Source organism: Nostoc sp. EspVER01 (genome assembly GCF_034530635.1).
Taxonomy (GTDB): domain Bacteria; phylum Cyanobacteriota; class Cyanobacteriia; order Cyanobacteriales; family Nostocaceae; genus Nostoc.
In genome coordinates, this window is sequence record NZ_JAVRCS010000024.1 from 88,351 (window position 1) to 108,543 (window position 20,193).

The window sequence follows — 20,193 nt, forward strand, 5'->3', positions numbered from 1 at the left end:
ATCTGTGTTTTCATTTGCCTGAAAGAGCCAGCTTGAGCGGGGGCTGCATATAAGTTGTTGAAAAATAAGGAACCAGAGCCAAAATGATCGAGACTAATGTCTCTCGCCACCACGAAACATTTTTACAGGTAGTTCAAAGCTACTACCAGCTAACGAAGCCTCGGATTATTCCGTTGCTTTTGATTACCACGGCTGGGAGTATGTGGATTGCTGCTAAGGGAGAAGTAGACCCATTGCTGTTGCTAGTAACTCTCACTGGTGGCACTTTGGCTGCTGCAAGCGCCCAGACGATTAACTGTGTCTATGACCGGGATATTGATTATGACATGGAGCGGACGCGCCATCGTCCGATACCTTCGGGTAAGGTGCAGCCACGCGATGCTCTAATTTTTGCGATCGCGCTGGCGACGATTTCCTTTACACTCCTAGCAGTATTTGCCAACCTGTTAGCCGCCCTGCTAGCCTTCTCTGGCATCGTCTTTTACATTTTGGTCTATACCCACTGGCTGAAACGCCACACCACCCAGAATATCGTTGTTGGTGGAGCGGCTGGGGCAATTCCGGCGTTAGTGGGTTGGGCTGCCGTCACGGGTACATTAAGCTGGTCAGCATGGTTAATTTTTGCCATCGTCTTTTTGTGGACACCGCCCCATTTCTGGGCTTTAGCTCTAATGATTCGGGACGATTACGCAAAGGTTGGGATACCAATGCTACCTGTGATCGAAGGTGATACGGCAACCGTGAAGCAGATTTGGTACTATACGCTGGTGACAGTATTTGCAACTGTGTTATTGGTTTATCCTTTGGGTGCAAGTGGAATTCTTTATGCTGCGATCGCTCTAAGTCTGGGAGGATTATTTATCCACAAATCTTGGCGGCTGTTGCAAAATCCAGAGGATCGCACTGTCGCTAGAGAGTTGTTTCTCTATTCCATCTCCTACATGATGCTGTTGTGTCTGGGGATGGTAGTTGATAGTCTTCCCGTTACCCATAATCTAATTAATGCAGCGATCAATCAGTTGCATTTTATAGCTTAGGGGATGGAAAATTTAGCGATCGCGTTTGGTAAAGGGACGCGATCGCATTTTTGGAAATTAAAAAATATACATAATAATTAGAGTTTGGCGGATTTGCGATTTCTACGATGGGCTACGCCTACGCGAGTATAATTTCACTCATAATCAAATTGATTAAAAAGCTCAATGAACTTGTAAAAAATCTAAATGTTGACAAATTACATTCATACAGGAATGCACAAAGCAACCTACGAGTTGCTTGAGGATGGAACTTTCTATGGCGAAATTCCAGAATGTCAGGGAGTGTGGGCAAATGCTGCAACACTAGAGGCTTGCCGGGAGGATTTGCAAGATGCTCTTGAAGGATGGATTATTTTAGGATTGCGTTTGGGTCATACTCTACCTATACTCGATGGTGTTGACCTGAATTTCACCAAAGAGGTTGCCTAATGCCACCCTTTGGATCGATTAATCGGCGGGATCTGATTCGTTATTTGAAAGATGCAGGTTTTGATGGGCCTTACCCAGGTGGTAAGCATCAATACATGGTGAAAGGTGAATCAAAATTAACAATTCCCAATCCGCATCAGGGAGACATCAGTTCAAGCTTACTAAATAAAATATTACGTCAAGCTAATATAAGCAGAGATGAATGGGAGGCGTTATAACTGTTGTAAACTTACAAAAGCGATCTCATTTCTAAAACTTCTAATTCAAAAGTGAAAATTTTTAATACCTTATGATTTCAGTAAGATTATTCGCGGACGATTTTCTTCATTAGGAAAATGGCAGTGAACTGCATTACGGATCATTCCTTTTAGTGTTTTTATATCGTCAGCCTGAGTAAAAATTGACTCGGTTAAAGCTCTAGCTGTATAACCACCATCTGGATCATCTTCAACGATAAACACAATTTCAGTCATAGCTAATCTTTCCTTAACTACTAAATTTTATAATTTACAAGCCTTGATGTAAGGGCAGAGAGTCTTTTTCTTCTTCCATCTAATCTCATACTCCATACTGCTCTGGGTAGTTGTCCTACCGGAGCAGCTAATGTAAATGATAGAAATTCATAAGGTTTCCAATTATTTTTAATCCGCCATCCTAGAGACTCACCGAAATATTTCCAGGTTTCCAAATCTAAGTCAGGTTTTCCCCCAACGCTGTCCCATATTTGCTGTTCAAAATAAGCAATCAGGCGGGGAATTTGCGGGTGTTCTCCCAAATCATACAGACGCTTCGCTTCTTGCTTAAATAACTCCGTAGCTTTTTCAAGTGCAGCCGTTCCTTCTAATTGAGGGACAAATTGCTTAATTACGCAAGGTTCGTCTATCTTATCTACATCCCTAGCTTCATAAGTTCTGCTAAATCCACCCTCACCCAAAAGTCGTATTACCCGAAAACGGTTTCTAAATAATGGTGTGAGTATTTTTCCACACTTAATACAAAACTTATTGTTATCAGGATTAAAAGGATTTGCACAACTAGAATTAGAACAGTAAAGCATATTTGGGAATATATCAGCAGATAGTGTCTATGTTCAGTTTTCCCAATTTATGCTTACTGGGTTTCACGAGTCTTGATATTTTTGAGCGGATTTACTTCTAGTGGCGGCTACAGTCTCAAGTTACTTTTGCTAGCGTAGTGATATAAGGTTTATCGATCCCCCAGTAAGTGGCTGAAAGCAAAAGGATTAATATGGCTCATTTAAATCAGCGTCGTCCCCAAAATGTCAACGGCGATTTTTATGTAGATACTACCTGTATTGATTGTGATACCTGTCGCTGGATGGCTCCTGAAGTATTTTATGATGTTGACGATCAATCGGCTGTTTATCATCAACCAACGAATGAGGCTGAAAGATTAACCGCACTGCAAGCACTTTTAGCTTGTCCTACTAGTTCCATTGGCACTGTTGAGAAACCAAAAGATATCAAAGCTGCTCAACAAAGTTTTCCAATATTAGTAACAGAAAATATTTACCACTGCGGCTATCATTCTGAAAAATCTTACGGTGCTGCTAGCTATTTAATTCGACTTCCAGAAGGTAACATTTTGGTGGATTCTCCCCGGTTTACGCCGCCTTTAGTCAAGCGTTTAGAAGAACTGGGGCCAATTCGTTATATGTATTTAACTCATAAGGATGATGTGGCAGATCATCAAAAGTTTGTCGAGCATTTTCAGTGCGATCGCATCCTCCACGTTGATGATATTACTGCGGATACTCGCAATGTAGAAATACAGCTAACTGGTTCTGAACCATTTACCTTGACTCCAGATTTATTAATTATTCCAGTTCCCGGTCACACTAAAGGACAAACAGTCCTACTTTATAAAAATAAGTTTCTCTTCACTGGCGATCATCTCGCTTGGTCAGAAAGCTTCCACCAACTAGCTGCATTCCACAATGCCTGCTGGTATTCTTGGTCAGAACAGACTAAATCAATGCGTAACTTGGCTAATTACTCTTTTGAATGGGTGCTACCAGGTCACGGGCGAAGGTTTCATGCTGATAGGGAAACCATGCACCAGCAGATGCACAAGTGTATTGAGTTAATGGAATCTTTGAATTGAGTGAAACTGTCACACTGACCGACATCCCGCCCAGAACTGAAGTTCAGGGCTGATAGCGAAAGTCCACTCAAGTGGACTGAATTGATTATTTAGTCCACTTAAGTGGACTTCAGCTATTAGACTCGGAATTCATTCCGAGGCGGGATAGAAACGCAGTGAGAGATTTATTAATAAAGATATGGCTGTGGGCTTGTGTGTACACGGTAGCTTTTAATTAGAGAGAGGTCAGACTGTATTGCATACAAACCTGAAGCGCTATAACCTGGGTTTTAGCACCCTTTTAACCAAACACGGATTATGAAAAAGCTGATCAACAAGCCGGAAGACTTTGTGCGGGAAAGTCTAGAAGGTATGGCGGCGGCTCATTCCGATTTAATTAAACTGAACCATGACCCTGCTTTTGTCTATCGAGCCGATGCACCTATACAGGGTAAAGTAGCAATTATTTCAGGTGGTGGCAGTGGACATGAACCAATGCACGCTGGCTTCGTGGGCAAAGGAATGCTTGATGCAGCTTGTCCTGGCGAGGTTTTCACTTCACCAACTCCTGACCAAATGCTAGAAGCAGCCAAACGAGTAGATGGAGGCTCTGGTATCCTTTACATCGTCAAAAATTATAGTGGCGATGTGATGAACTTTGAAATGGCAACGGAGTTAGCCCGTAGCGAGGGCATTCGATCGCTAAATATTTTGATTGATGACGATGTAGCAGTGAAAGATAGTCTCTATACCCAAGGACGTCGGGGTGTAGGAACAACAATACTAGCAGAAAAAATTTGTGGCGCGGCGGCTGAGGCTGGGTATGATTTGCCACAAATAGCAAATTTATGTCGCCGAGTAAACCTGAATGGGCGGAGTATGGGAATTGCTCTAACATCTTGTACAGTTCCCGCCAATGGAACGCCGACATTTGAATTAAGCGATCGCGAAATTGAATTAGGTATCGGTATTCACGGTGAGCCAGGGACAGAACGTACAACTATTAAATCAGTAGATGAGATTACCGAAATTTTAACGCGATCGCTCATTGAAGATGCAGCATACAGCCGCACACTGCGCGAGTGGGATGAAGACAAAGGAGAATGGTTAGATGTAGAACTAACAAATCTACCATTTGCAAAAGGCGATCGCTTATTAGCTTTCGTCAATAGTATGGGTGGAACCCCGATTTCTGAACTGTATATTGTTTACCGCAAACTCGCTCAAATCTGCGAACAGCAAGGATTGCAAATTGTGCGAAACTTGATAGGCCCTTACATCACATCTCTAGAAATGCAAGGTTGCTCCATTACCCTGCTGAAATTAGATGATGAGATGATCCGCCTATGGGATGCACCAGTCAAAACACCAAGTTGGCGCTGGGGAATTTCATAATTACGAACTTGTACTGAGTTTCGACTTCGCTCAACTACCGCGTAGCCGTAAAGCCTGCGGCATAGCTACGCTTCGGGCGCAGCCTCTCGTAGAGAAAGAAGTATTACGAATTATTTTAATATGGTGAATCAAGCGCAGATATTGCAATGGTTGCAGGCTTATGCAATCGAGATAGAGCAGAATAAAGCATATTTGACAGAATTAGATGCTGCGATCGGAGATGCTGACCACGGGATCAATATGGATCGCGGCTTTAAAAAGGTAAGCGCTCAGTTACCAACTCTTACAGACAAGGACATCAGCAGCATTCTTAAAGCTGTGAGTATGACCTTAATTTCTTCTATTGGCGGTGCTAGTGGTCCTCTTTATGGCACCTGGTTTTTACGAGCCAGTACAGCAGTAGTTGGTAAGCAAGAATTAACAGAACAAGATGTTTTAGAAATACTCCAAGCAGGCTTAGACGGCGTGGTGCAACGTGGCAAAGCGCAACTAGGAGACAAAACAATGGTGGATGTGCTGTCTCCATCTGTAGCCGCTTTTGGGCAAGCTGTAGAAGAAAGTAAGGGAACGCTGGAAGCTATGCAACAGGCTGTAGTAGCAGCTCAAAAAGGGTTGCAGGCAACTATACCAATGCAAGCGAAAAAGGGACGGGCTAGCTACCTGGGGGAACGGAGTATCGGACATCCAGACCCAGGAGGGACTTCTGCTTATTTGATGTTGAAAAGTTTGTTAGGGGTATTGGAAACCTAAACATTACAACTTATCTAATTATCTGATTCACAACAGATGTACTTTGAATACGCCATTTACTTCGTTCTCGAATCAAATCATACCGAACTCGCAAATTATCGTTAGAAGAGTTTTTAAACTGACCATTTTCATATAACTGCGTCGCTTCCTTCACCGTAGCTACCACTGCGGCACGATCTGCGAATAAATCAATTTTTTCTACAGATTCCACCTTTACGCTATGGTCGTACTTGCGGTAGCGGTTGTCAGACCTAGCTTGTTGAGCGATCGCCCGCCATTGAGACAAAGCTGAACCAGTTAAAATCTGCTCTAAGTTATCAATCTCATGATTCGGCCCTAAAGCTTCGGCTTTAGTAGATAGCCAAGTGCGAATGATTTCCTCTGCCGCTGCATTTGTTAAAGGGCCATCTAATCCTTCTGGTGGACTATTTGGAGGGGGAATAGATATTGGTGGTTGATTTATTTGTACAAACAACTGTGAAGGAGGTACAGATCGTGTCGGAAAAAACAGATTTTTTAACCATCCAAAAGTTGTTGTGGCTAACACCCAGAAAACTAAAATACTCACTAAAGAAATAAACACTCTCCATACCAGCCGTGTTTTTCCTTCGATGGTGTTAGCAAAAGTTCGCCGCCGCCGAGGACGCCGAGAATAAGGACGATTATCGGGTACACGCTCCCTGATATTAGATGGAGTAGGCTTTCTCCGCCGACGCTTTTGGTTATGAGCAGGTGTAGCACTTTTAGCTGAACCGTTCAAATGCTCCTTTGTGCCTCTGCTCGTTCGTTCAGCAGCAGGAACCTCTGATTTTACACTTCCAGATGAATTCCACATCGGTGGTGAGAAGTTTAAATGTTCTGGTGTTTCTGGTAAATCTAGGTCAGGTGTTCTGCTGTGGTTAAATTGCTTTGGAGTCCTAGTTGAATTTTTAGGGAAAGGCGAATTATTTGTCTGTGGCTGGGGAAAATTTTGGGGGTTAATTACAGCCCACTCATTAGTTGTTTCTGCATCCGTTGGCAGTGCTTCTAAATAAGCTTGTACCTGTGGGTTAGCAAAGTAATCTTTTAGAAACGCTTGCTGGTTTGCTAAATCTCGAAAATGGGGAAATACTTCGTGTTGTAACCACTGTTCTGCATATAGACACAGCCCTGGTAATAAATCTGGAGAGTCTTGAGATTTTTCGCGAATAAAAGCTAAAGCTTCATACTCCTGACTAAGTTCTAAAACACGAGTTGCTTCTTCAGTTTGTCCCAAGAGTAACGCACATAACGACTGTTCTAAATGTACATCTTGGCGCTTGCCCAGACGTATGAGCATTTGCCTTGCTTGACGAATTAAAGCCGGTTGCCGTTGAGCAAATCCCCGTGCTATCAAGGCATAAACAGCTAAGTAAGTGGCAACAGCAGAATTGCGTTTACTTTGGGCTTCAAATAACTTGTGCTGCTCGGCAACTGTTAAGTGGTTGCGTAACTGCTGGATAAACCGCAGAAAGTCATCTATGTTTAAACCAGAGTCATCATTATTCGTGCCATCAATCCCGCCACGATCTTCTAAGAGGTTTTGTAATAATTCTAAACCTTGGCTTCGTTCGGCAGTTTTCTCTTGAGGCAGTGCCAACAACTCCAAAATTCGATATGGTCGCAATTTATAAAGATCCGCCTGAATTTCTGCCTGGACACTGGCGAACAACCCTTCGCGTACTAACAGTTCTTGACCAGTTTCTAGGGATATAGCGGCATTTTCATAGTGACCTTGCTGCCACTGTTCGCGACCTAATTCTAAACAAGCAAGGGCGACAGTGAGAACAACATCAGGATGTTCAGCACTTTCGTGTATTTCTTCATCTGCTAAATTATTGCCCTTTCTTGCACTTGTAGCACTATTTTTATTTACCAGGTACGGGCGGCCTAGTTTTAATACAAGTTCGTATTCCCCCAACTCTTGCAAAAGTAATAAAGCGCCAACCAACTCGTCTTGAGTAATTTCGATACCCAGACTTTGGGTGTCACTACCCCGTTTGGTGCTTTCTGGACGATTTTCCAGTGCTACTGCGGCAGCAGCAAGGTTATCAGGGTCATAGGCGTGAGCAAGATAAAGCTGATCGTAGGTACTGCGTTGTTTTGGATCTGATAAAACCACGTAAGCTTCTTCTATGAGTTGTTTACGAGAAGAAATTGCTGCCTGAGAATACTCACGTCGCGGCAATTGTACAATGCGATCGCTGTATGCTTGTCGCAATTGTTCTTCACTTGCCGCTAACGGTAGTCCTAAAATTCGGTAGTAATCTAGCGGAATTCGCACAGCCTACTTCCCCTGCACCGTGATCAACATAATTCACCTAGAGCTTTCCAGGCCTGTAAAACCGTGCCATAAAAATGCCGTATAGAATTTACTCTACAAGTGTATATTGCAACAACTTGTTTTGTACCTTCCCGAAATTTTGAGTCACATTCTAGTACTAATTTTTTGCTTTCGCCTAGAAAGCCTCAATTGCTTGTTTTAATTCTTAGTATTTTTGTTTAACACAACTATTATCAGCCTTCGATACCACAAACCACAACTACCGCTTTTAATCACGGCATAATTATTGTTGTGGCTGGAAGAATCTATTGATGATTGATTTTTTTGGGACTTTTCCACTATATCGGTAACAAAAATACCACTATTGGGGATTTACCCTGATAACAAGAGAATGAAACTATATCATATTTTACCTTTAATTACAATTACCTATTTGGGTATTATAGATTTTTGCCTCCTTTTTTTTAAATTGTTAATGGATATGCAGAAAGCAGTCTATCTTGATTGCTAGTCTATGAAGGGGAATATTTAAGAGTGCTGAGTTTTGTTAGCGGATAGCTAAGGTTTAGCCTGTGCTGAGTTCTGAGTAAGAAGTAATGAGTAAGACGTAGTACTTGTGAATCTTTTCCTAAGTACTCACTACTCGTAACTGATTTGATGCCTAATCGGTCTAATTTTACTTTTTACTCAGCACGGGCTGAACGCCCCGCTTCCGCTAACGGTACTCAGCACTATTTTGGTGAGAGAGAAAAACCCAAAGCGGTAAATATTGCCGTTAGAGTCAAATCCTCACGGGGCATCAGCTGAAAAGTTAAAAATCAAAAATTAAAAATTCAGCTATTCCCTAAGACCCTTTTTTGGTGCATAAATAAAGTTTGTTGAGTCTTACAAACGCTAGCCTGTTAAAAGCTGAGGTGTTATCAGACCAACTTATTTAAGACCGTAAGTTTAAGTTGTACAACAGGGATACTCAAAAATAATGGTTCAAGAGCGTACTTTACCCACATTTAATCCTGCTACTACGCATATTACAAAAGAAGAAGGATTAAGGTTGTATGAGGACATGGTATTAGGGCGCTTGTTTGAAGACAAGTGCGCTGAAATGTACTACAGAGGCAAAATGTTTGGTTTTGTCCATTTGTACAACGGTCAAGAAGCCGTTTGTAGTGGTGTTGTGCAGTCAATGCGACCGGGTGAAGATTACGTTTGCAGTACTTACCGCGACCACGTTCATGCTCTGAGTGCGGGAGTACCAGCAAGGGAGGTAATGGCAGAATTATTTGGCAAAGCCACAGGTTGCAGCAAAGGGCGCGGTGGTTCCATGCACATGTTTTCTGCCGAACATCGCTTGTTGGGTGGCTATGCTTTTGTGGCTGAGGGAATTCCTGTAGCAGCTGGAGCGGCTTTTCAAAGCAAATACCGCCGCGAAGTGCTGGGAGATAAAAATGCTGACCAAGTGACAGCTTGCTTTTTTGGCGACGGTGCAGCTAACAACGGTCAGTTTTTCGAGACACTAAATATGGCAGCCCTCTGGAAACTGCCAATTCTGTTTGTGGTCGAAAATAATAAGTGGGCCATTGGGATGTCTCACGAACGAGCCACTTCCCAACCAGAGATTTATAAAAAAGCCAGTGTCTTTAACATGGTGGGCGTGGAAGTCGATGGCATGGATGTACTAGCAGTTCGAGCCGTGGCTCAAGAAGCTGTAGCCCGTGCCCGTGCCGGTGAAGGCCCAACATTAATTGAAGCGCTTACCTACCGCTTCCGGGGTCACTCCTTGGCAGACCCAGATGAAATGCGAAGCAAAGCGGAGAAAGAATTTTGGTTCGCCCGCGACCCAATTAAGAAGTTGGCAGCTTATTTGGTTGAGCAAAATCTGGCCGATGAGGGAGAAATCAAAGCAATTGATCGTAAAATTCAGGATGTAATCGACGAGGCAGTTAAATTCGCCGAAAGCAGCCCAGAACCAGACCCCAGCGAGTTATATCGTTTCGTGTTTGCAGAAGACGAATAACAAAGTTAGGAGTGAGGAGTTAGAAGTTATGAATTTTTAACTCCTAACTCACAACTCCTAACTATCCCTATACCCAGGACTAAAATTTGTGTTTAGCATTGCAGTTCAAAAGCAACAATACAAGACCTATATTCTTTCTGACGAAGCCGCTGGTTCTCAATTGGAAGTCGTACCCGAACGCGGCGGTATCATCACCCGTTGGCGCATTCAAGGGCAAGAAATTTTCTACCTGGATACTGAACGCTTTACTCATCCTGAGTTGAGCGTCAGAGGTGGAAATCCAATTTTGTTTCCTATTTGTGGCAATCTACCAGATAATACTTACACTCATAACGGTCAAAAATATACTCTCAAGCAACACGGTTTTGCTCGTGAATTGCCGTGGTCAGCAACAGAACAAGAAACTGGAGATAAAGCTAGTCTCACTGTTGTCCTTGATAGTAATGAGCAAACTAAGGCAGTTTATCCTTTTGATTTTCAACTAGCTTTCACCTACGAACTTCAAGGTAATACCCTAGAAGTCCGTCAGCAGTATAAAAACTTGTCATCTACACCAATGCCCTTTTCGGCTGGTTTCCATCCTTACTTTCTGTGTGGTGATAAAACTCAGCTAGAGGTTGAAATTCCCTCTAAGCAGTATCAAGATAATCAAACTAAGGAAATTCACTCTTTTGACGGCAATTTTGACTTTAGCCGTGATGAAATTGATTTTGCCTTTGGACAGCTAACGAGTCAATCAGCCACCGCGATAGATCGCAGCCGGAAGTTAAAACTCACCTTGGATTATGATGATTTCTCTACCTACCTGGTATTTTGGACAGTCAAAGGCAAAGAGTTCTACTGTCTAGAACCTTGGAGTGCGACTCGTAACTCTCTCAATACTGGTGATAACCTGACTGTGTTAGCGCCAGGAGCTAGCCACACCGCATCTGTAAGGTTGACGGCTAATTTTTTCTAAACCCCTTTACAAATCTACAGATGTATATGCTATGATTGCAAAGTTGCGAAATGCAGCAAAAGGGTCGCTAACTCAACGGTAGAGTACTCGGCTTTTAACCGATTAGTTCCGGGTTCGAATCCCGGGCGACCCATATAGAAGTTTATTAAATAATGTAAAGAAGCGATCGCTCATCTTTGTAATTGCAGGAAGGAAAATTTGGGATACTGGGCTACCAGAGCTACTAATTCTAGGGTAGCTAAATGTACAGCAATACAGAGCAGGTGTAGGGCATAGTACAACAGTAGAGAGCAAATATAGAACATATTTATAGTAACTATGGCGTAAAGTTTTTCAACATAGATACACCACACTAGTTATAATTTCCTATAAGTTGAAAAAACTCTTAAGATTTAGCGTAATGATTACGCTTCTCTCACACCGACTAGCTGACAACCACATTAGGAGGACTATCTATGGCGCTTGTACCACTGCGGCTGCTGTTGGATCACGCAGCTGAAAACGGTTACGGCATCCCAGCTTTCAACGTTAACAATTTGGAGCAGATTCAGGCAATCCTGAAGGCTGCTGTCGAGACAGATAGCCCCGTAATTTTACAAGCTTCACGCGGCGCTCGTAATTATGCAGGAGAAAACTTCCTTCGCCACCTGATTTTGGCAGCGGTAGAAACCTATCCTCACATTCCCATTGTCATGCACCAAGATCATGGTAATGCCCCTGCTACTTGCTACTCAGCAATTAAGAACAACTTCACCAGCGTGATGATGGATGGTTCTTTAGAAGCTGATGCGAAAACTCCCGCTAGCTTCGAGTACAACGTTAACGTTACCCGCGAAGTTGTAAATGTAGCTCATGCTTTGGGTGTCAGCGTTGAAGGTGAACTCGGTTGTTTGGGTTCTCTAGAAACTGGTGCTGGTGAAGCTGAAGATGGTCACGGGTTTGAAGGTACACTCGACCATTCTCAATTGCTAACCGACCCTGATGAAGCTGTTGAATTCGTAGAAGCAACCCAAGTAGATGCTTTGGCTGTTGCCATTGGCACAAGTCACGGTGCTTACAAGTTTACCCGCAAACCTACTGGCGAAATTTTGGCCATCAGCCGCATTGAAGAAATTCACCGCCGTCTGCCTAACACCCACTTGGTAATGCACGGTTCTTCTTCTGTACCTGAAGATTTGCTTGCACTGATTAACCAATATGGTGGTGCAATTCCTGAAACCTACGGTGTACCTGTAGAAGAAATCCAAAAAGGCATCAAGAGTGGTGTACGTAAAGTAAACATAGACACCGACAACCGTTTGGCTATTACTGCTGCTGTACGTGAAGCTTTGGCTAAAAAACCAGAGGAGTTTGACCCCCGTCACTTCCTCAAGCCTTCTATTACATACATGCAGAAGGTTTGTGCTGAACGCTATCAGCAATTTGGCACAGCTGGCAACGCCAGCAAGATTAAGCAAATTTCTTTGGAAGATTTTGCTGCTAAGTATGCCAAGGGTGAACTCAACGTTGTTACCAAATCAGCGGCTAAAGTTTAATTTTGATGACAAATAAATAGGAGCATAGTTTTGCTATGCTCCTAAAAAACTGAGGATTTTAATGTTGTCAGAAACCGGGTAAACACCCGGTTTTTTGTTTTGTTCATAAGGGCTAGGAATGGGGAATGGGGCATTGGGCATTAGGAGTGCTGTTAGCGGAAAGCTAAGGTTTAGCCCGTGCTGAGTTAAGAGTTAGGAGTTTTGTTTATCTCCTTGTCTCCCTTGTCTCCCCTGCCTCCCTTGTCTCCCTTGTCTCCCTTGTTTCCCCTGCCTCCCCTGCTCTCTACTCCCTAGAACACCCGATGCTGTAAAGAGGGCATTTGACGACGGACTTGTTCGAGCCTAGTAGGTTTGATTTCTGCGATCGCAATTCCCGGTTTTTCCCCAGCATCAGCTAAAATTACACCCCAAGGGTCGATAATGACCGCGTGACCGTGGGTTAGACGACGGGCGTAGTTATTCCCCGTTTGGGCAGGAGCAATGACGTAGGCGGTATTTTCGATGGCTCTGGCTTGTAGTAGTACTTGCCAGTGGTCTTTACCTGTAAAGGCGGTAAAAGCGGCAGGAATAAATATAACATCGGCTCCCTTATTTGCCAGATGACGATACAGTTCCGGGAATCGGACATCATAACAAATAGAAAGCCCTAGATTACCGAGTTTTTCAGAAAAATAGACGGGGGGTAGTTGTGTGCCAGCCACAACCGTGCTGGATTCACGATAGGTATTGCCGTCGGGAACATCAACATCAAATAAGTGTACTTTGTAGTAGCGGGCAAGCTCTTGACCGCTGGGGTCGATGAGTAGAGTTGTGTTATAAACTTTGCCTGTATTATCTACAGGAAGTGGAAAGCTGCCGCCCAAGATCGTAACTTGAAAGCGTTGAGCCATTTTTTTGAGAAATTTTTCACTTTCAAGAGCGATCGCATCACCTTGTGCGAGTTTATCTTTTTCTTCTCCCATATAGGAAAAGTTTTCTGGCAAACCTACCAATTCAGCACCTTGACGCACGGCAAGCTCTATTAATTCTTCTGCCTGTGCCAAATTTTTATGTAAATCGGGCACACTGGTCAATTGAATAGCGGCGGCTAAATAAGACTTCATAGATTCAACAACGAACAGTTGATTTATGGAAGATAGATTATCAAAATATATCGCTACTTCAAAATCTGTGGAACTTAATTAGAAATCCATCAGGGTTCCTTTTCTTTAACAGACTTGTTTTATTGCTGCTCTTAATCTTCCTCTGGGTTCTAGCGAACTGAATAATATTGCGATGAGTTGCGATCAAACCCTGATAAAAGCAGCCTGATAAGAATATTTCTGTATTACAGAGCAACTAAATTTATTTATTGGGGATTGTTACACCAAATTCTATACGAATCATGTTTGATTTTGTTAATTTGAATTCGGAGCGTATCCCTTTCTTAAACAAGTTACGCACAGTCTCTTGTAGACAATCAATCTACGTAACTTAGCTTTTGGTTTTTTTTGTTGGCGGCGAATTCGGCAGTTGTTTTTCAGGTAGAAAACTCCTAAAAATATTCTGAAAGTGTATACAAATGTAAACAAGTTTGATAGACAGCAAATTTGCGCCTCTCAAACTTGTTTATGAAAATTAACTTAAAGTTAGAAAAAAATGGATAACTCAAGAGGGTTTTATTGCCGATTGAGTTTCAAAGATGCTTTTCGAGAGTGGAAGCTAATGTAGTTTTAGGCACGGCGCCTACCACCATATCCACTTTTTGTCCACCCTTAAAAATCATTAATGTGGGAATGCTGCGGATGCCATATTGACTAGCAACATTAGGATTTTCATCTGTGTTGACTTTTACGACCTTGATTTGACCTTTGTACTGTTCGGAGATTTCATCGACAACAGGAGCTACCATACGGCATGGTCCGCACCAGGGTGCCCAAAAGTCAACTAAAACTGGTACATCGCTGTCGAGTACTTCTTGCTTGAAACTAGAATCGGTAACTTGTGCGGCTGTTGACATGCCTAAAACCTTCGCCAATAATATCTGAACTTGGTGAAAATTCTACCATAGCAAAAACCTCAGCTTGGGAGTGCGAGGATGTACATTTGCAAAGAAGCTCTCTTATTTTATTTACAAACATAAGGAACCGCCCGAACAGTAGTCCGGGCGGAGTGTGGTGTGAGGAGTGAACGGAAACATGCGTCTCCGCTATCTCTATTGTAAGCGACATATCGGATTTTTCCAGCAATTGTTTAGGGGCCAGAAAAATTTATTGAAGGATTATTGGGGATTAGGGATTAGGAATTAGGATTAAAATAACTCTTTTTCATTACCCAGTCCCCAGTTCCCAGTCGCCAATTTTATTTCCCCATACCTAATTGTTGAGCTTTTTGGTAAACTTTGCCTTCGGTTAATAAAGAAGGTGCAATCACAACTTCCACCTGCTGCATTTCTTTAATATTTTTCGCTCCCAAAGTGCCCATACTGGTCTTTAAGGCTCCTAAAAGATTGTGAGTACCATCATCTAGCCCTGCAGGGCCAATGAGTATTTGCTCTAAGCTACCAGTCGTAGCAACGCGAATGCGGGTGCCACGGGGCAAGACTGGGCTAGGAGTCGCCATACCCCAATGATAACCTCGTCCTGGGGCTTCTGCGGCTCTGGCAAAGGGGGAGCCAATCATCACACCATCAGCACCACAGGCGATGCATTTGCAAATGTCGCCACCGGTGATTAAACCGCCATCAGCAATAATGGGGATATAGTTGCCAGTTTCCTTGTAGTAATCATCTCGTGCTGCGGCACAATCGGCGATCGCAGTTGCCTGTGGCACACCCACACCCAATACCCCACGAGAAGTACAAGCCGCGCCAGGCCCAATTCCCACCAGTACCCCAGCCGCGCCAGCTTTCAACAAATTCAACGTGACTTCGTAAGTTACGCAATTCCCCAACACCACAGGGATGGGCATGGAACGGCAAAATTCTGCTAAATCGAGTGGTACTAAAGACTCTGGTGACAGATGTGCAGTAGAAACTACCGTAGCTTGGACAAAAAATAAATCTGCCCCAGCTTTGGCCACTGCCTCACCATATTTACTTGCACCGGCTGGAGTCGCACTCACCGCTGCAATGCCACCTTGTTGTTTAATTTCCTGAATACGTTGTTCAATTAATTCCGGTTTTATTGGTTCGGCATAGAGTTCTTGCATGAGGGCAACAAATTCATCTTTCCCCACAGAGGCAATCCGATCTAATATTGGCTCTGGGTCAGCATAGCGAGTTTGAATCCCCTCTAAATTGAGGACACCTAATGCTCCTAACTGTGACAAACGTACAGCCATACGAACATCTACTACGCCATCCATAGCACTAGCAATTATCGGGATTTCTCGCTCAATATTGCCAATACGCCACTTAGTATCTGCCAAACTGGGGTCTAGTGTTCTATTACCAGGGGCTAGAGCAATTTCATCTATTCCGTAAGCTCTGCGAGCTGTTTTTCCCCGCCCAAGTTGAATTTCCACGCTTTAACTTTACTCAAATCTGTTTAAGCTAGGGTATCAAATTGTGGGGAAATTTGGGGTGTTTTTTTCCCGAACCATATAAGTGACTAGTGACGGTTGTCATTAGTCATTTGGATTTTGATCGATTAAAAATCCAAAATTAGTTGGATTTACCGTTTATTTTTAGCGGCATCCACACCAGTGTAACCAGTTGCTAACCAAATTATCGCTCTAGCTCCATCACGAACCGATTTTTCGATAGATTCAGGGGGTTTTTCGGAAGGAACTGGCACTGGTTTTAAATAAATACCCCGACTGCCCAAAATAATTTCGCCGATGACACAAGCCCGGCGCATGTGGAAGTCGGAAGTAATCAAATAAACGCTCTTAATGCCGCGAGCTTGCAAATCATCTACCAAAGTAGTAAAATTAGTAACTGTATCTACTGCTTCATAATCCAAGTGTAAACGTTGAGGATCAACACCAGCTTTGGTAAACACTCTTTGAGTGAATGTACGTGGACTGCCACCTGTAATCCAAATCGGTATATTTGGATGCTCGCGAACGAATTTTGCTGTAAATTTTTCTCGCTCTAAATGTCTCGTTGAACCACCTAACACTACAACTGCTTGCGGCTGCACAAATTGGTTTTGTACTTCTTTGTATCCCCACCACATAAATATTGGCAGGACAAAAGCCATAAAACGAAAAGATTTATTTGTAAAGAGTAGCTTATTCAAGGCTCAATAACTTAATTTGCTTAGTACACAATTTTCTCTGGCTATAAGAAAAAATAATTGATAGTAGAGTAGCAAACTTCCCAAGAATCTGCCCAAATTCTGACCAAATATAATATTTGGTTGGTTTTCGTATAGCAGCGCGATTAAACGTGCCTGGAGTTTTTCCTCTAATTGATGGATTATCCTAACCGATATCGGACGATTCATCAAAGGGTTTTAACCACTTTATATAGTAGTTCTCAATTGCACAGAATCAGCAGCCAGTTGCGTGGACGGATATCCCGACTTGGGCGAACAGGCGTACCACTGTTAGGCGCACAGCAATGCTATTACCATATTAATTGCTGTATATATGAATTGTCTGAAGATAACGGGACTGGTGCGACTTGAACGCACGACCTGACGCTTAGGAGGCGTCCGCTCTATCCAACTGAGCTACAACCCCAACTGCGAAGCATATATAATTATAGCAGTAGTTTTAGGGAGACTGCCAAATGTTATCCCAAGAGCCGCCGCCTACTTCTAAACCACAAAGAAAACTTTCGGCTTTTAGAATTATTTTAGATTTTCTGCCATTTAGTTCTCGTAACTCTAAATTTAGTTTTCCTTGCATGGTGTCTCGGCAACAGTATCTTAAACCTTCTGCTGTCGGCGCACGTAGAGGTGTACCAGGTAAATCTGTGGTTCCTGTTAATTCAATTTCATAATTAGAGTTGCTAGCTTTCATTTGCCATCTGCCCCAAGGCTGAATTTCCCACTCTACTTGTGAATTCCAGGGAACAAATTCATAAAACTTGCCTTGATAGTGCAGTCCAATCATCGCTACAGATTCCATCCACCACAGCACACCCCGTCGTCCACCACCAGCAGTTAATGCTAAGTCGGGTTCGCCCTCGAAGCAATTACAATTTATCCAAAACCATTTCTGAGGAAAAGCACCACCCCAATTTTTCTCGCCGTAGGCTGGGGCGTTAGTGAATTCGTAGATTTTGCCATTCCAGTCAATTTTCCCACTGGCTAAACCGTGAGCCATCAAAATTTGCCATCCAGGTTCAAAAATCTGCAAGAATGACAGCCAGCCAGCGGTTGATTGCTGAATGCTATTTTGATTGCCCCAACCGTATACTGGTTGAATTTCATACTGCCAACGACAATAATTATTGGTGGCGCGATCGCGAATTATTCCCTGATTCAAAGTGGCAGTAGCTTGATATCCTTCTTGGACATGATACTCAAACTCTGCTGGCAGGAGGTATAGAGGAGAAACTTGCAAATTATTTTTACCCCAATGACCTAAACCTAAAACATCCCGACTACCCCAAAATTTGTTGACATCTGGAAAAGTACGGCAGAGGTACTCATCATCCGGGCCGAGGATTTGGGCTGCACCACCACTGTAAGGTTTACCGCCGATGGGATCTTCAATGGAGTACATAAAGGCGAATGTTTGCCCAATTTCTGGTAACGTGACGCGGTAATACCAGCCTTCAAAGAAGCGACGGCTACTGCCATCCCAGTGATAACCAGAATGGGGCGTTTGGAGAGAATTTAGGGGAATAGTTAACATAGGTTTAGATAGTTGCCGATTTTTTCAGTATGCGCGATCGCTTCGATATCAATGATGCTTATGAAATTCTTGGGCTAAAACCCGGTGCGTCTCAGGCACAGGTGAAGCGAACTTACCGTAAACTGGTGAAAATTTGGCATCCCGATCGCTTTGTCGATCAAAGGCAAAAACAGGAAGCTGAGGAAAAAATCAAATCAATCAACGCAGCTTACAACAGGCTCAAATCTGAAAATCCATCTGAGCCTCCTATTCCTGAAAATCCATCTTCATCTTCGCCTAAAAATCCCCCAAAAATATCTGTCAATCGTTGGGATGCAGAAACTTTCTACACTTTAGGGGTAGAAAATGCTACTCAAGGAAGATATGAGGATGCGATCGCAGATTTTACCCACGCCATTCGTCTCAATCCTCACTATATTGACGCGTATAAATATCGTGGGCTAGTTTGCTCACAATTGGGATACGAATATAGAGCCGCTTCAGATTTAAATAAAGCTGCACAAATAGAAGAAGAGTTAAGAAATCCGGGGAGTACGCGTAGATCGCGATCGCCTAGATATGTATCAAAACCTAAACCTCTGGTAGAAAGATTTTGTCAGAGGATAAAAAGTTTACTGCGGCTAAATCGGCGTTGGAGATAAGCAGCGAATATAGTTGAAGACACTAGAGATGGAGATAGATAATACTTATACTTGGGAATACTAAGTGTAGTAAGACTTGGTGCTGATTTCTTAGTATGAGCGATCGCTTCGATATAAATCATATTTACAATATCTTTGGGTTAAAACCAGGTGCATCTGCTGATGAGGTCAAGCAAGCTTACCGCCAGATGGCTAAGACTTGGCATCCAGATTGTTTTATTGAACCGCAGCAAAAGCTAGAAGCGGAAGAAAAAATCAAAGAAATCAATCAAGCTTATGCAAGGTTAAAGTCTTCTCAGCCAAGTCAGACAAATCAATCTGCTTCTACTACCAAAATTGATTTAACTCCATCCAATGCTGAAAGTTTTTATAACCTGGCTATGGAGAAAGCTCAAAGAGGAAAATATAGTGAAGCAATTGAAGACTTTACCCAAGCAATTCGTCTCAACCCCAACTACTTTGAAGCCTACAAATACCGAGGGCTTGCTTGCTCGAAACTAGGATATGAAAATAGAGCCAAGTCAGATTTGAAAAATGCCAAAGAACTGGAACTGAAACAGACAAAAGCACCGCCAAAGTCACCAACGCCGCCACCACCCAAATCTACATCGCCACCGCCAAAGCCACCAACGTCACCACCACCCCAACCTACATCGCAACCGCCAAAGCCACCAACGCCGCCACCTGAATCACAGTCTCAACCTTCACCGTGGAAATGTGTTCACACCCTGACTCATCTGAACTGGGTTTTTACAACTGCAATTAGTCCAGATGGGCAAACTTTGGCTAGTGGAAGTAGTGATAATACTATCAAGATTTGGCATCTCGACACAGGTAAATTACTACATACTCTCACTAGTCATACCAAATGGGTAAGATGCCTAGCCTTTAGTCCAGATAGCCAAACTCTGGTTAGTGGCAGTGATGATAGCAGCATAATGATTTGGCAAGTATCTACAGGTAAATTACTCAAGACACTTAAAGTACATTCAACCCCTGTTTTTTCTGTAATCATTAGTCCAGATGGTCAGACTATCCTGAGTGGCGGTACAGACACTACTATCAAGGTTTCCCATATAGACATGGGGCAGTTACTGCAAGTTCTCAAAGGTCATTCTTCCTTCATTTATTCCCTTACCACTTGCCCAAAACACCAGATTTTTGTAAGTGGCGGTGCGGATAATAGGGAGCATCCAGTTTTGGAAGATTTATCATTTATGGGAAAATGTAAAGGGAAAT

21 protein-coding genes, 2 tRNA genes and 1 pseudogene are annotated in these 20,193 nt (G+C 43.0%); 14 read left to right on the plus strand and 10 right to left on the minus strand.

The window, feature by feature from the left end; genetic code table 11:
- Nucleotides 1-83 precede the first annotated feature (83 nt).
- The 3 genes from RMX69_RS19875 (at nt 84) to RMX69_RS19885 (ending at nt 1,684) form a co-directional block, all read left to right on the plus strand.
- A complete protein-coding gene (locus tag RMX69_RS19875) occupies nt 84-1,037 on the plus strand; it encodes a heme o synthase (RefSeq protein WP_289799504.1) in 954 nt (317 codons plus the stop codon).
- Nucleotides 1,038-1,223: 186 nt separating this feature from the next.
- Nucleotides 1,224-1,466: a type II toxin-antitoxin system HicB family antitoxin gene (locus tag RMX69_RS19880; protein WP_322638475.1), complete on the plus strand. Its 243-nt coding sequence runs from the start codon at nt 1,224-1,226 to the stop codon at nt 1,464-1,466.
- Nucleotides 1,466-1,684 carry a type II toxin-antitoxin system HicA family toxin gene (locus RMX69_RS19885; RefSeq protein WP_289799506.1) on the plus strand — a complete coding sequence of 73 codons (219 nt, stop codon included), beginning with the start codon at nt 1,466-1,468 and terminating at the stop codon, nt 1,682-1,684. The genes RMX69_RS19880 and RMX69_RS19885 overlap by 1 nt, the downstream gene beginning before the upstream one ends.
- Nucleotides 1,685-1,753: 69 nt before the next feature.
- Here RMX69_RS19885 and RMX69_RS19890 read toward each other — a convergent pair whose 3' ends face one another.
- The 3 genes and pseudogenes from RMX69_RS19890 to RMX69_RS19900 form a co-directional block, all read right to left on the minus strand.
- Nucleotides 1,754-1,939: a 2-oxoisovalerate dehydrogenase E1 subunit beta gene (locus RMX69_RS19890; RefSeq protein WP_289799507.1), complete on the minus strand. Its 186-nt coding sequence runs from the start codon at nt 1,937-1,939 to the stop codon at nt 1,754-1,756.
- 20 nt (nt 1,940-1,959) lie between these two features.
- Nucleotides 1,960-2,214, minus strand: coding sequence for a GUN4 domain-containing protein (locus RMX69_RS19895; protein ID WP_322638488.1), 255 nt, complete (start codon nt 2,212-2,214; stop codon nt 1,960-1,962).
- Nucleotides 2,194-2,523 (minus strand): annotated as a pseudogene (locus RMX69_RS19900) (4-Cys prefix domain-containing protein); the annotation flags it as partial. The pseudogene RMX69_RS19900 and the gene RMX69_RS19895, both read right to left, overlap by 21 nt.
- 191 nt (nt 2,524-2,714) lie before the next feature.
- On the opposite strand from RMX69_RS19900, the gene RMX69_RS19905 reads away from it, so the two are divergent.
- The 3 genes from RMX69_RS19905 to dhaL all read left to right on the plus strand — a co-directional run bounded on the left by RMX69_RS19905 (nt 2,715) and on the right by dhaL (nt 5,714).
- Nucleotides 2,715-3,590 carry an MBL fold metallo-hydrolase gene (locus RMX69_RS19905; RefSeq protein ID WP_322638476.1) on the plus strand — a complete coding sequence of 292 codons (876 nt, stop codon included), beginning with the start codon at nt 2,715-2,717 and terminating at the stop codon, nt 3,588-3,590.
- 297 nt (nt 3,591-3,887) lie between these two features.
- Nucleotides 3,888-4,964, plus strand: coding sequence for a dihydroxyacetone kinase subunit DhaK (gene dhaK / locus RMX69_RS19910; RefSeq protein ID WP_322638477.1), 1,077 nt, complete (start codon nt 3,888-3,890; stop codon nt 4,962-4,964).
- Between the two features lie 120 nt (nt 4,965-5,084).
- Nucleotides 5,085-5,714 carry a dihydroxyacetone kinase subunit DhaL gene (dhaL, locus tag RMX69_RS19915; protein WP_322638478.1) on the plus strand — a complete coding sequence of 210 codons (630 nt, stop codon included), beginning with the start codon at nt 5,085-5,087 and terminating at the stop codon, nt 5,712-5,714.
- 10 nt (nt 5,715-5,724) lie between these two features.
- On the opposite strand, the gene RMX69_RS19920 is transcribed toward dhaL, so the two are convergent.
- A complete protein-coding gene (locus RMX69_RS19920) occupies nt 5,725-8,016 on the minus strand; it encodes an IMS domain-containing protein (protein WP_322638479.1) in 2,292 nt (763 codons plus the stop codon).
- Nucleotides 8,017-8,673: 657 nt separating this feature from the next.
- Here RMX69_RS19920 and RMX69_RS19925 point away from each other — a divergent pair.
- The 5 genes from RMX69_RS19925 to fba all read left to right on the plus strand — a co-directional run bounded on the left by RMX69_RS19925 (nt 8,674) and on the right by fba (nt 12,523).
- Nucleotides 8,674-8,823: a hypothetical protein gene (locus RMX69_RS19925; protein WP_322638480.1), complete on the plus strand. Its 150-nt coding sequence runs from the start codon at nt 8,674-8,676 to the stop codon at nt 8,821-8,823.
- A gap of 172 nt (nt 8,824-8,995) precedes the next feature.
- Complete coding sequence (pdhA, locus tag RMX69_RS19930) at nt 8,996-10,030, plus strand: pyruvate dehydrogenase (acetyl-transferring) E1 component subunit alpha (RefSeq protein WP_069072716.1); 1,035 nt, start codon at nt 8,996-8,998, stop codon at nt 10,028-10,030.
- 88 nt (nt 10,031-10,118) lie between these two features.
- Nucleotides 10,119-10,988, plus strand: coding sequence for an aldose epimerase (locus RMX69_RS19935; protein ID WP_322638481.1), 870 nt, complete (start codon nt 10,119-10,121; stop codon nt 10,986-10,988).
- 61 nt (nt 10,989-11,049) lie between these two features.
- Nucleotides 11,050-11,121: transfer RNA gene (locus RMX69_RS19940), tRNA-Lys, on the plus strand.
- A 322-nt stretch (nt 11,122-11,443) separates the two neighbouring features.
- Complete coding sequence (gene fba / locus RMX69_RS19945) at nt 11,444-12,523, plus strand: class II fructose-bisphosphate aldolase (RefSeq protein ID WP_190940262.1); 1,080 nt, start codon at nt 11,444-11,446, stop codon at nt 12,521-12,523.
- Between the two features lie 290 nt (nt 12,524-12,813).
- Here fba and RMX69_RS19950 read toward each other — a convergent pair whose 3' ends face one another.
- The 4 genes from RMX69_RS19950 to RMX69_RS19965 form a co-directional block, all read right to left on the minus strand.
- A complete protein-coding gene (locus tag RMX69_RS19950; protein WP_289799516.1) occupies nt 12,814-13,626 on the minus strand; it encodes a carbon-nitrogen hydrolase family protein in 813 nt (270 codons plus the stop codon).
- A 572-nt stretch (nt 13,627-14,198) separates the two neighbouring features.
- A complete protein-coding gene (gene trxA, locus RMX69_RS19955; protein ID WP_104909616.1) occupies nt 14,199-14,522 on the minus strand; it encodes a thioredoxin in 324 nt (107 codons plus the stop codon).
- 341 nt (nt 14,523-14,863) lie between these two features.
- Nucleotides 14,864-16,027 (minus strand): GuaB3 family IMP dehydrogenase-related protein, encoded by a 1,164-nt coding sequence (locus RMX69_RS19960; RefSeq protein WP_322638483.1) that lies wholly within the window; start codon nt 16,025-16,027, stop codon nt 14,864-14,866.
- A gap of 149 nt (nt 16,028-16,176) precedes the next feature.
- Nucleotides 16,177-16,707: a YdcF family protein gene (locus tag RMX69_RS19965; RefSeq protein WP_099101842.1), complete on the minus strand. Its 531-nt coding sequence runs from the start codon at nt 16,705-16,707 to the stop codon at nt 16,177-16,179.
- A gap of 213 nt (nt 16,708-16,920) precedes the next feature.
- Between RMX69_RS19965 and RMX69_RS19970 the strand changes: the two genes are divergently transcribed.
- On the plus strand, nt 16,921-17,136 hold the full coding sequence (locus tag RMX69_RS19970) for a hypothetical protein (RefSeq protein WP_289799518.1): 216 nt from the start codon (nt 16,921-16,923) through the stop codon (nt 17,134-17,136).
- Here the strand turns inward: RMX69_RS19970 and RMX69_RS19975 are convergent.
- Together RMX69_RS19975 and RMX69_RS19980 are read right to left on the minus strand one after the other, a co-directional pair.
- Nucleotides 17,118-17,191 (minus strand) — tRNA-Arg (locus RMX69_RS19975). The genes RMX69_RS19970 and RMX69_RS19975 overlap by 19 nt on opposite strands.
- Before the next feature lie 33 nt (nt 17,192-17,224).
- Entirely contained in the window at nt 17,225-18,313 is a 1,089-nt protein-coding gene (locus RMX69_RS19980; RefSeq protein WP_322638484.1) for a tocopherol cyclase family protein, read from the minus strand.
- A 29-nt stretch (nt 18,314-18,342) separates the two neighbouring features.
- Between RMX69_RS19980 and RMX69_RS19985 the strand changes: the two genes are divergently transcribed.
- Together RMX69_RS19985 and RMX69_RS19990 are read left to right on the plus strand one after the other, a co-directional pair.
- Nucleotides 18,343-18,954 carry a DnaJ domain-containing protein gene (locus tag RMX69_RS19985; RefSeq protein WP_289799520.1) on the plus strand — a complete coding sequence of 204 codons (612 nt, stop codon included), beginning with the start codon at nt 18,343-18,345 and terminating at the stop codon, nt 18,952-18,954.
- A 95-nt stretch (nt 18,955-19,049) separates the two neighbouring features.
- Nucleotides 19,050-20,193: DnaJ domain-containing protein (locus tag RMX69_RS19990; RefSeq protein ID WP_322638485.1), on the plus strand; the 1,144-nt coding region annotated here is incomplete at its 3' end.

Coding starts and splice junctions, on each gene's coding strand:
- RMX69_RS19875 (WP_289799504.1), top strand. CDS start 84: ATGATCGAGACTAATGTCTCTCGCCACCACGAAACATTTTTACAGGTA.
- RMX69_RS19880 (WP_322638475.1), top strand. CDS start 1,224: ATGTTGACAAATTACATTCATACAGGAATGCACAAAGCAACCTACGAG.
- RMX69_RS19885 (WP_289799506.1), top strand. CDS start 1,466: ATGCCACCCTTTGGATCGATTAATCGGCGGGATCTGATTCGTTATTTG.
- RMX69_RS19890 (WP_289799507.1), bottom strand. CDS start 1,939: ATGACTGAAATTGTGTTTATCGTTGAAGATGATCCAGATGGTGGTTAT.
- RMX69_RS19905 (WP_322638476.1), top strand. CDS start 2,715: ATGGCTCATTTAAATCAGCGTCGTCCCCAAAATGTCAACGGCGATTTT.
- dhaK (WP_322638477.1), top strand. CDS start 3,888: ATGAAAAAGCTGATCAACAAGCCGGAAGACTTTGTGCGGGAAAGTCTA.
- dhaL (WP_322638478.1), top strand. CDS start 5,085: ATGGTGAATCAAGCGCAGATATTGCAATGGTTGCAGGCTTATGCAATC.
- RMX69_RS19925 (WP_322638480.1), top strand. CDS start 8,674: ATGCCTAATCGGTCTAATTTTACTTTTTACTCAGCACGGGCTGAACGC.
- pdhA (WP_069072716.1), top strand. CDS start 8,996: ATGGTTCAAGAGCGTACTTTACCCACATTTAATCCTGCTACTACGCAT.
- fba (WP_190940262.1), top strand. CDS start 11,444: ATGGCGCTTGTACCACTGCGGCTGCTGTTGGATCACGCAGCTGAAAAC.
- RMX69_RS19950 (WP_289799516.1), bottom strand. CDS start 13,626: ATGAAGTCTTATTTAGCCGCCGCTATTCAATTGACCAGTGTGCCCGAT.
- trxA (WP_104909616.1), bottom strand. CDS start 14,522: ATGTCAACAGCCGCACAAGTTACCGATTCTAGTTTCAAGCAAGAAGTA.
- RMX69_RS19965 (WP_099101842.1), bottom strand. CDS start 16,707: ATGGCTTTTGTCCTGCCAATATTTATGTGGTGGGGATACAAAGAAGTA.
- RMX69_RS19970 (WP_289799518.1), top strand. CDS start 16,921: ATGGATTATCCTAACCGATATCGGACGATTCATCAAAGGGTTTTAACC.
- RMX69_RS19980 (WP_322638484.1), bottom strand. CDS start 18,313: ATGTTAACTATTCCCCTAAATTCTCTCCAAACGCCCCATTCTGGTTAT.
- RMX69_RS19985 (WP_289799520.1), top strand. CDS start 18,343: ATGCGCGATCGCTTCGATATCAATGATGCTTATGAAATTCTTGGGCTA.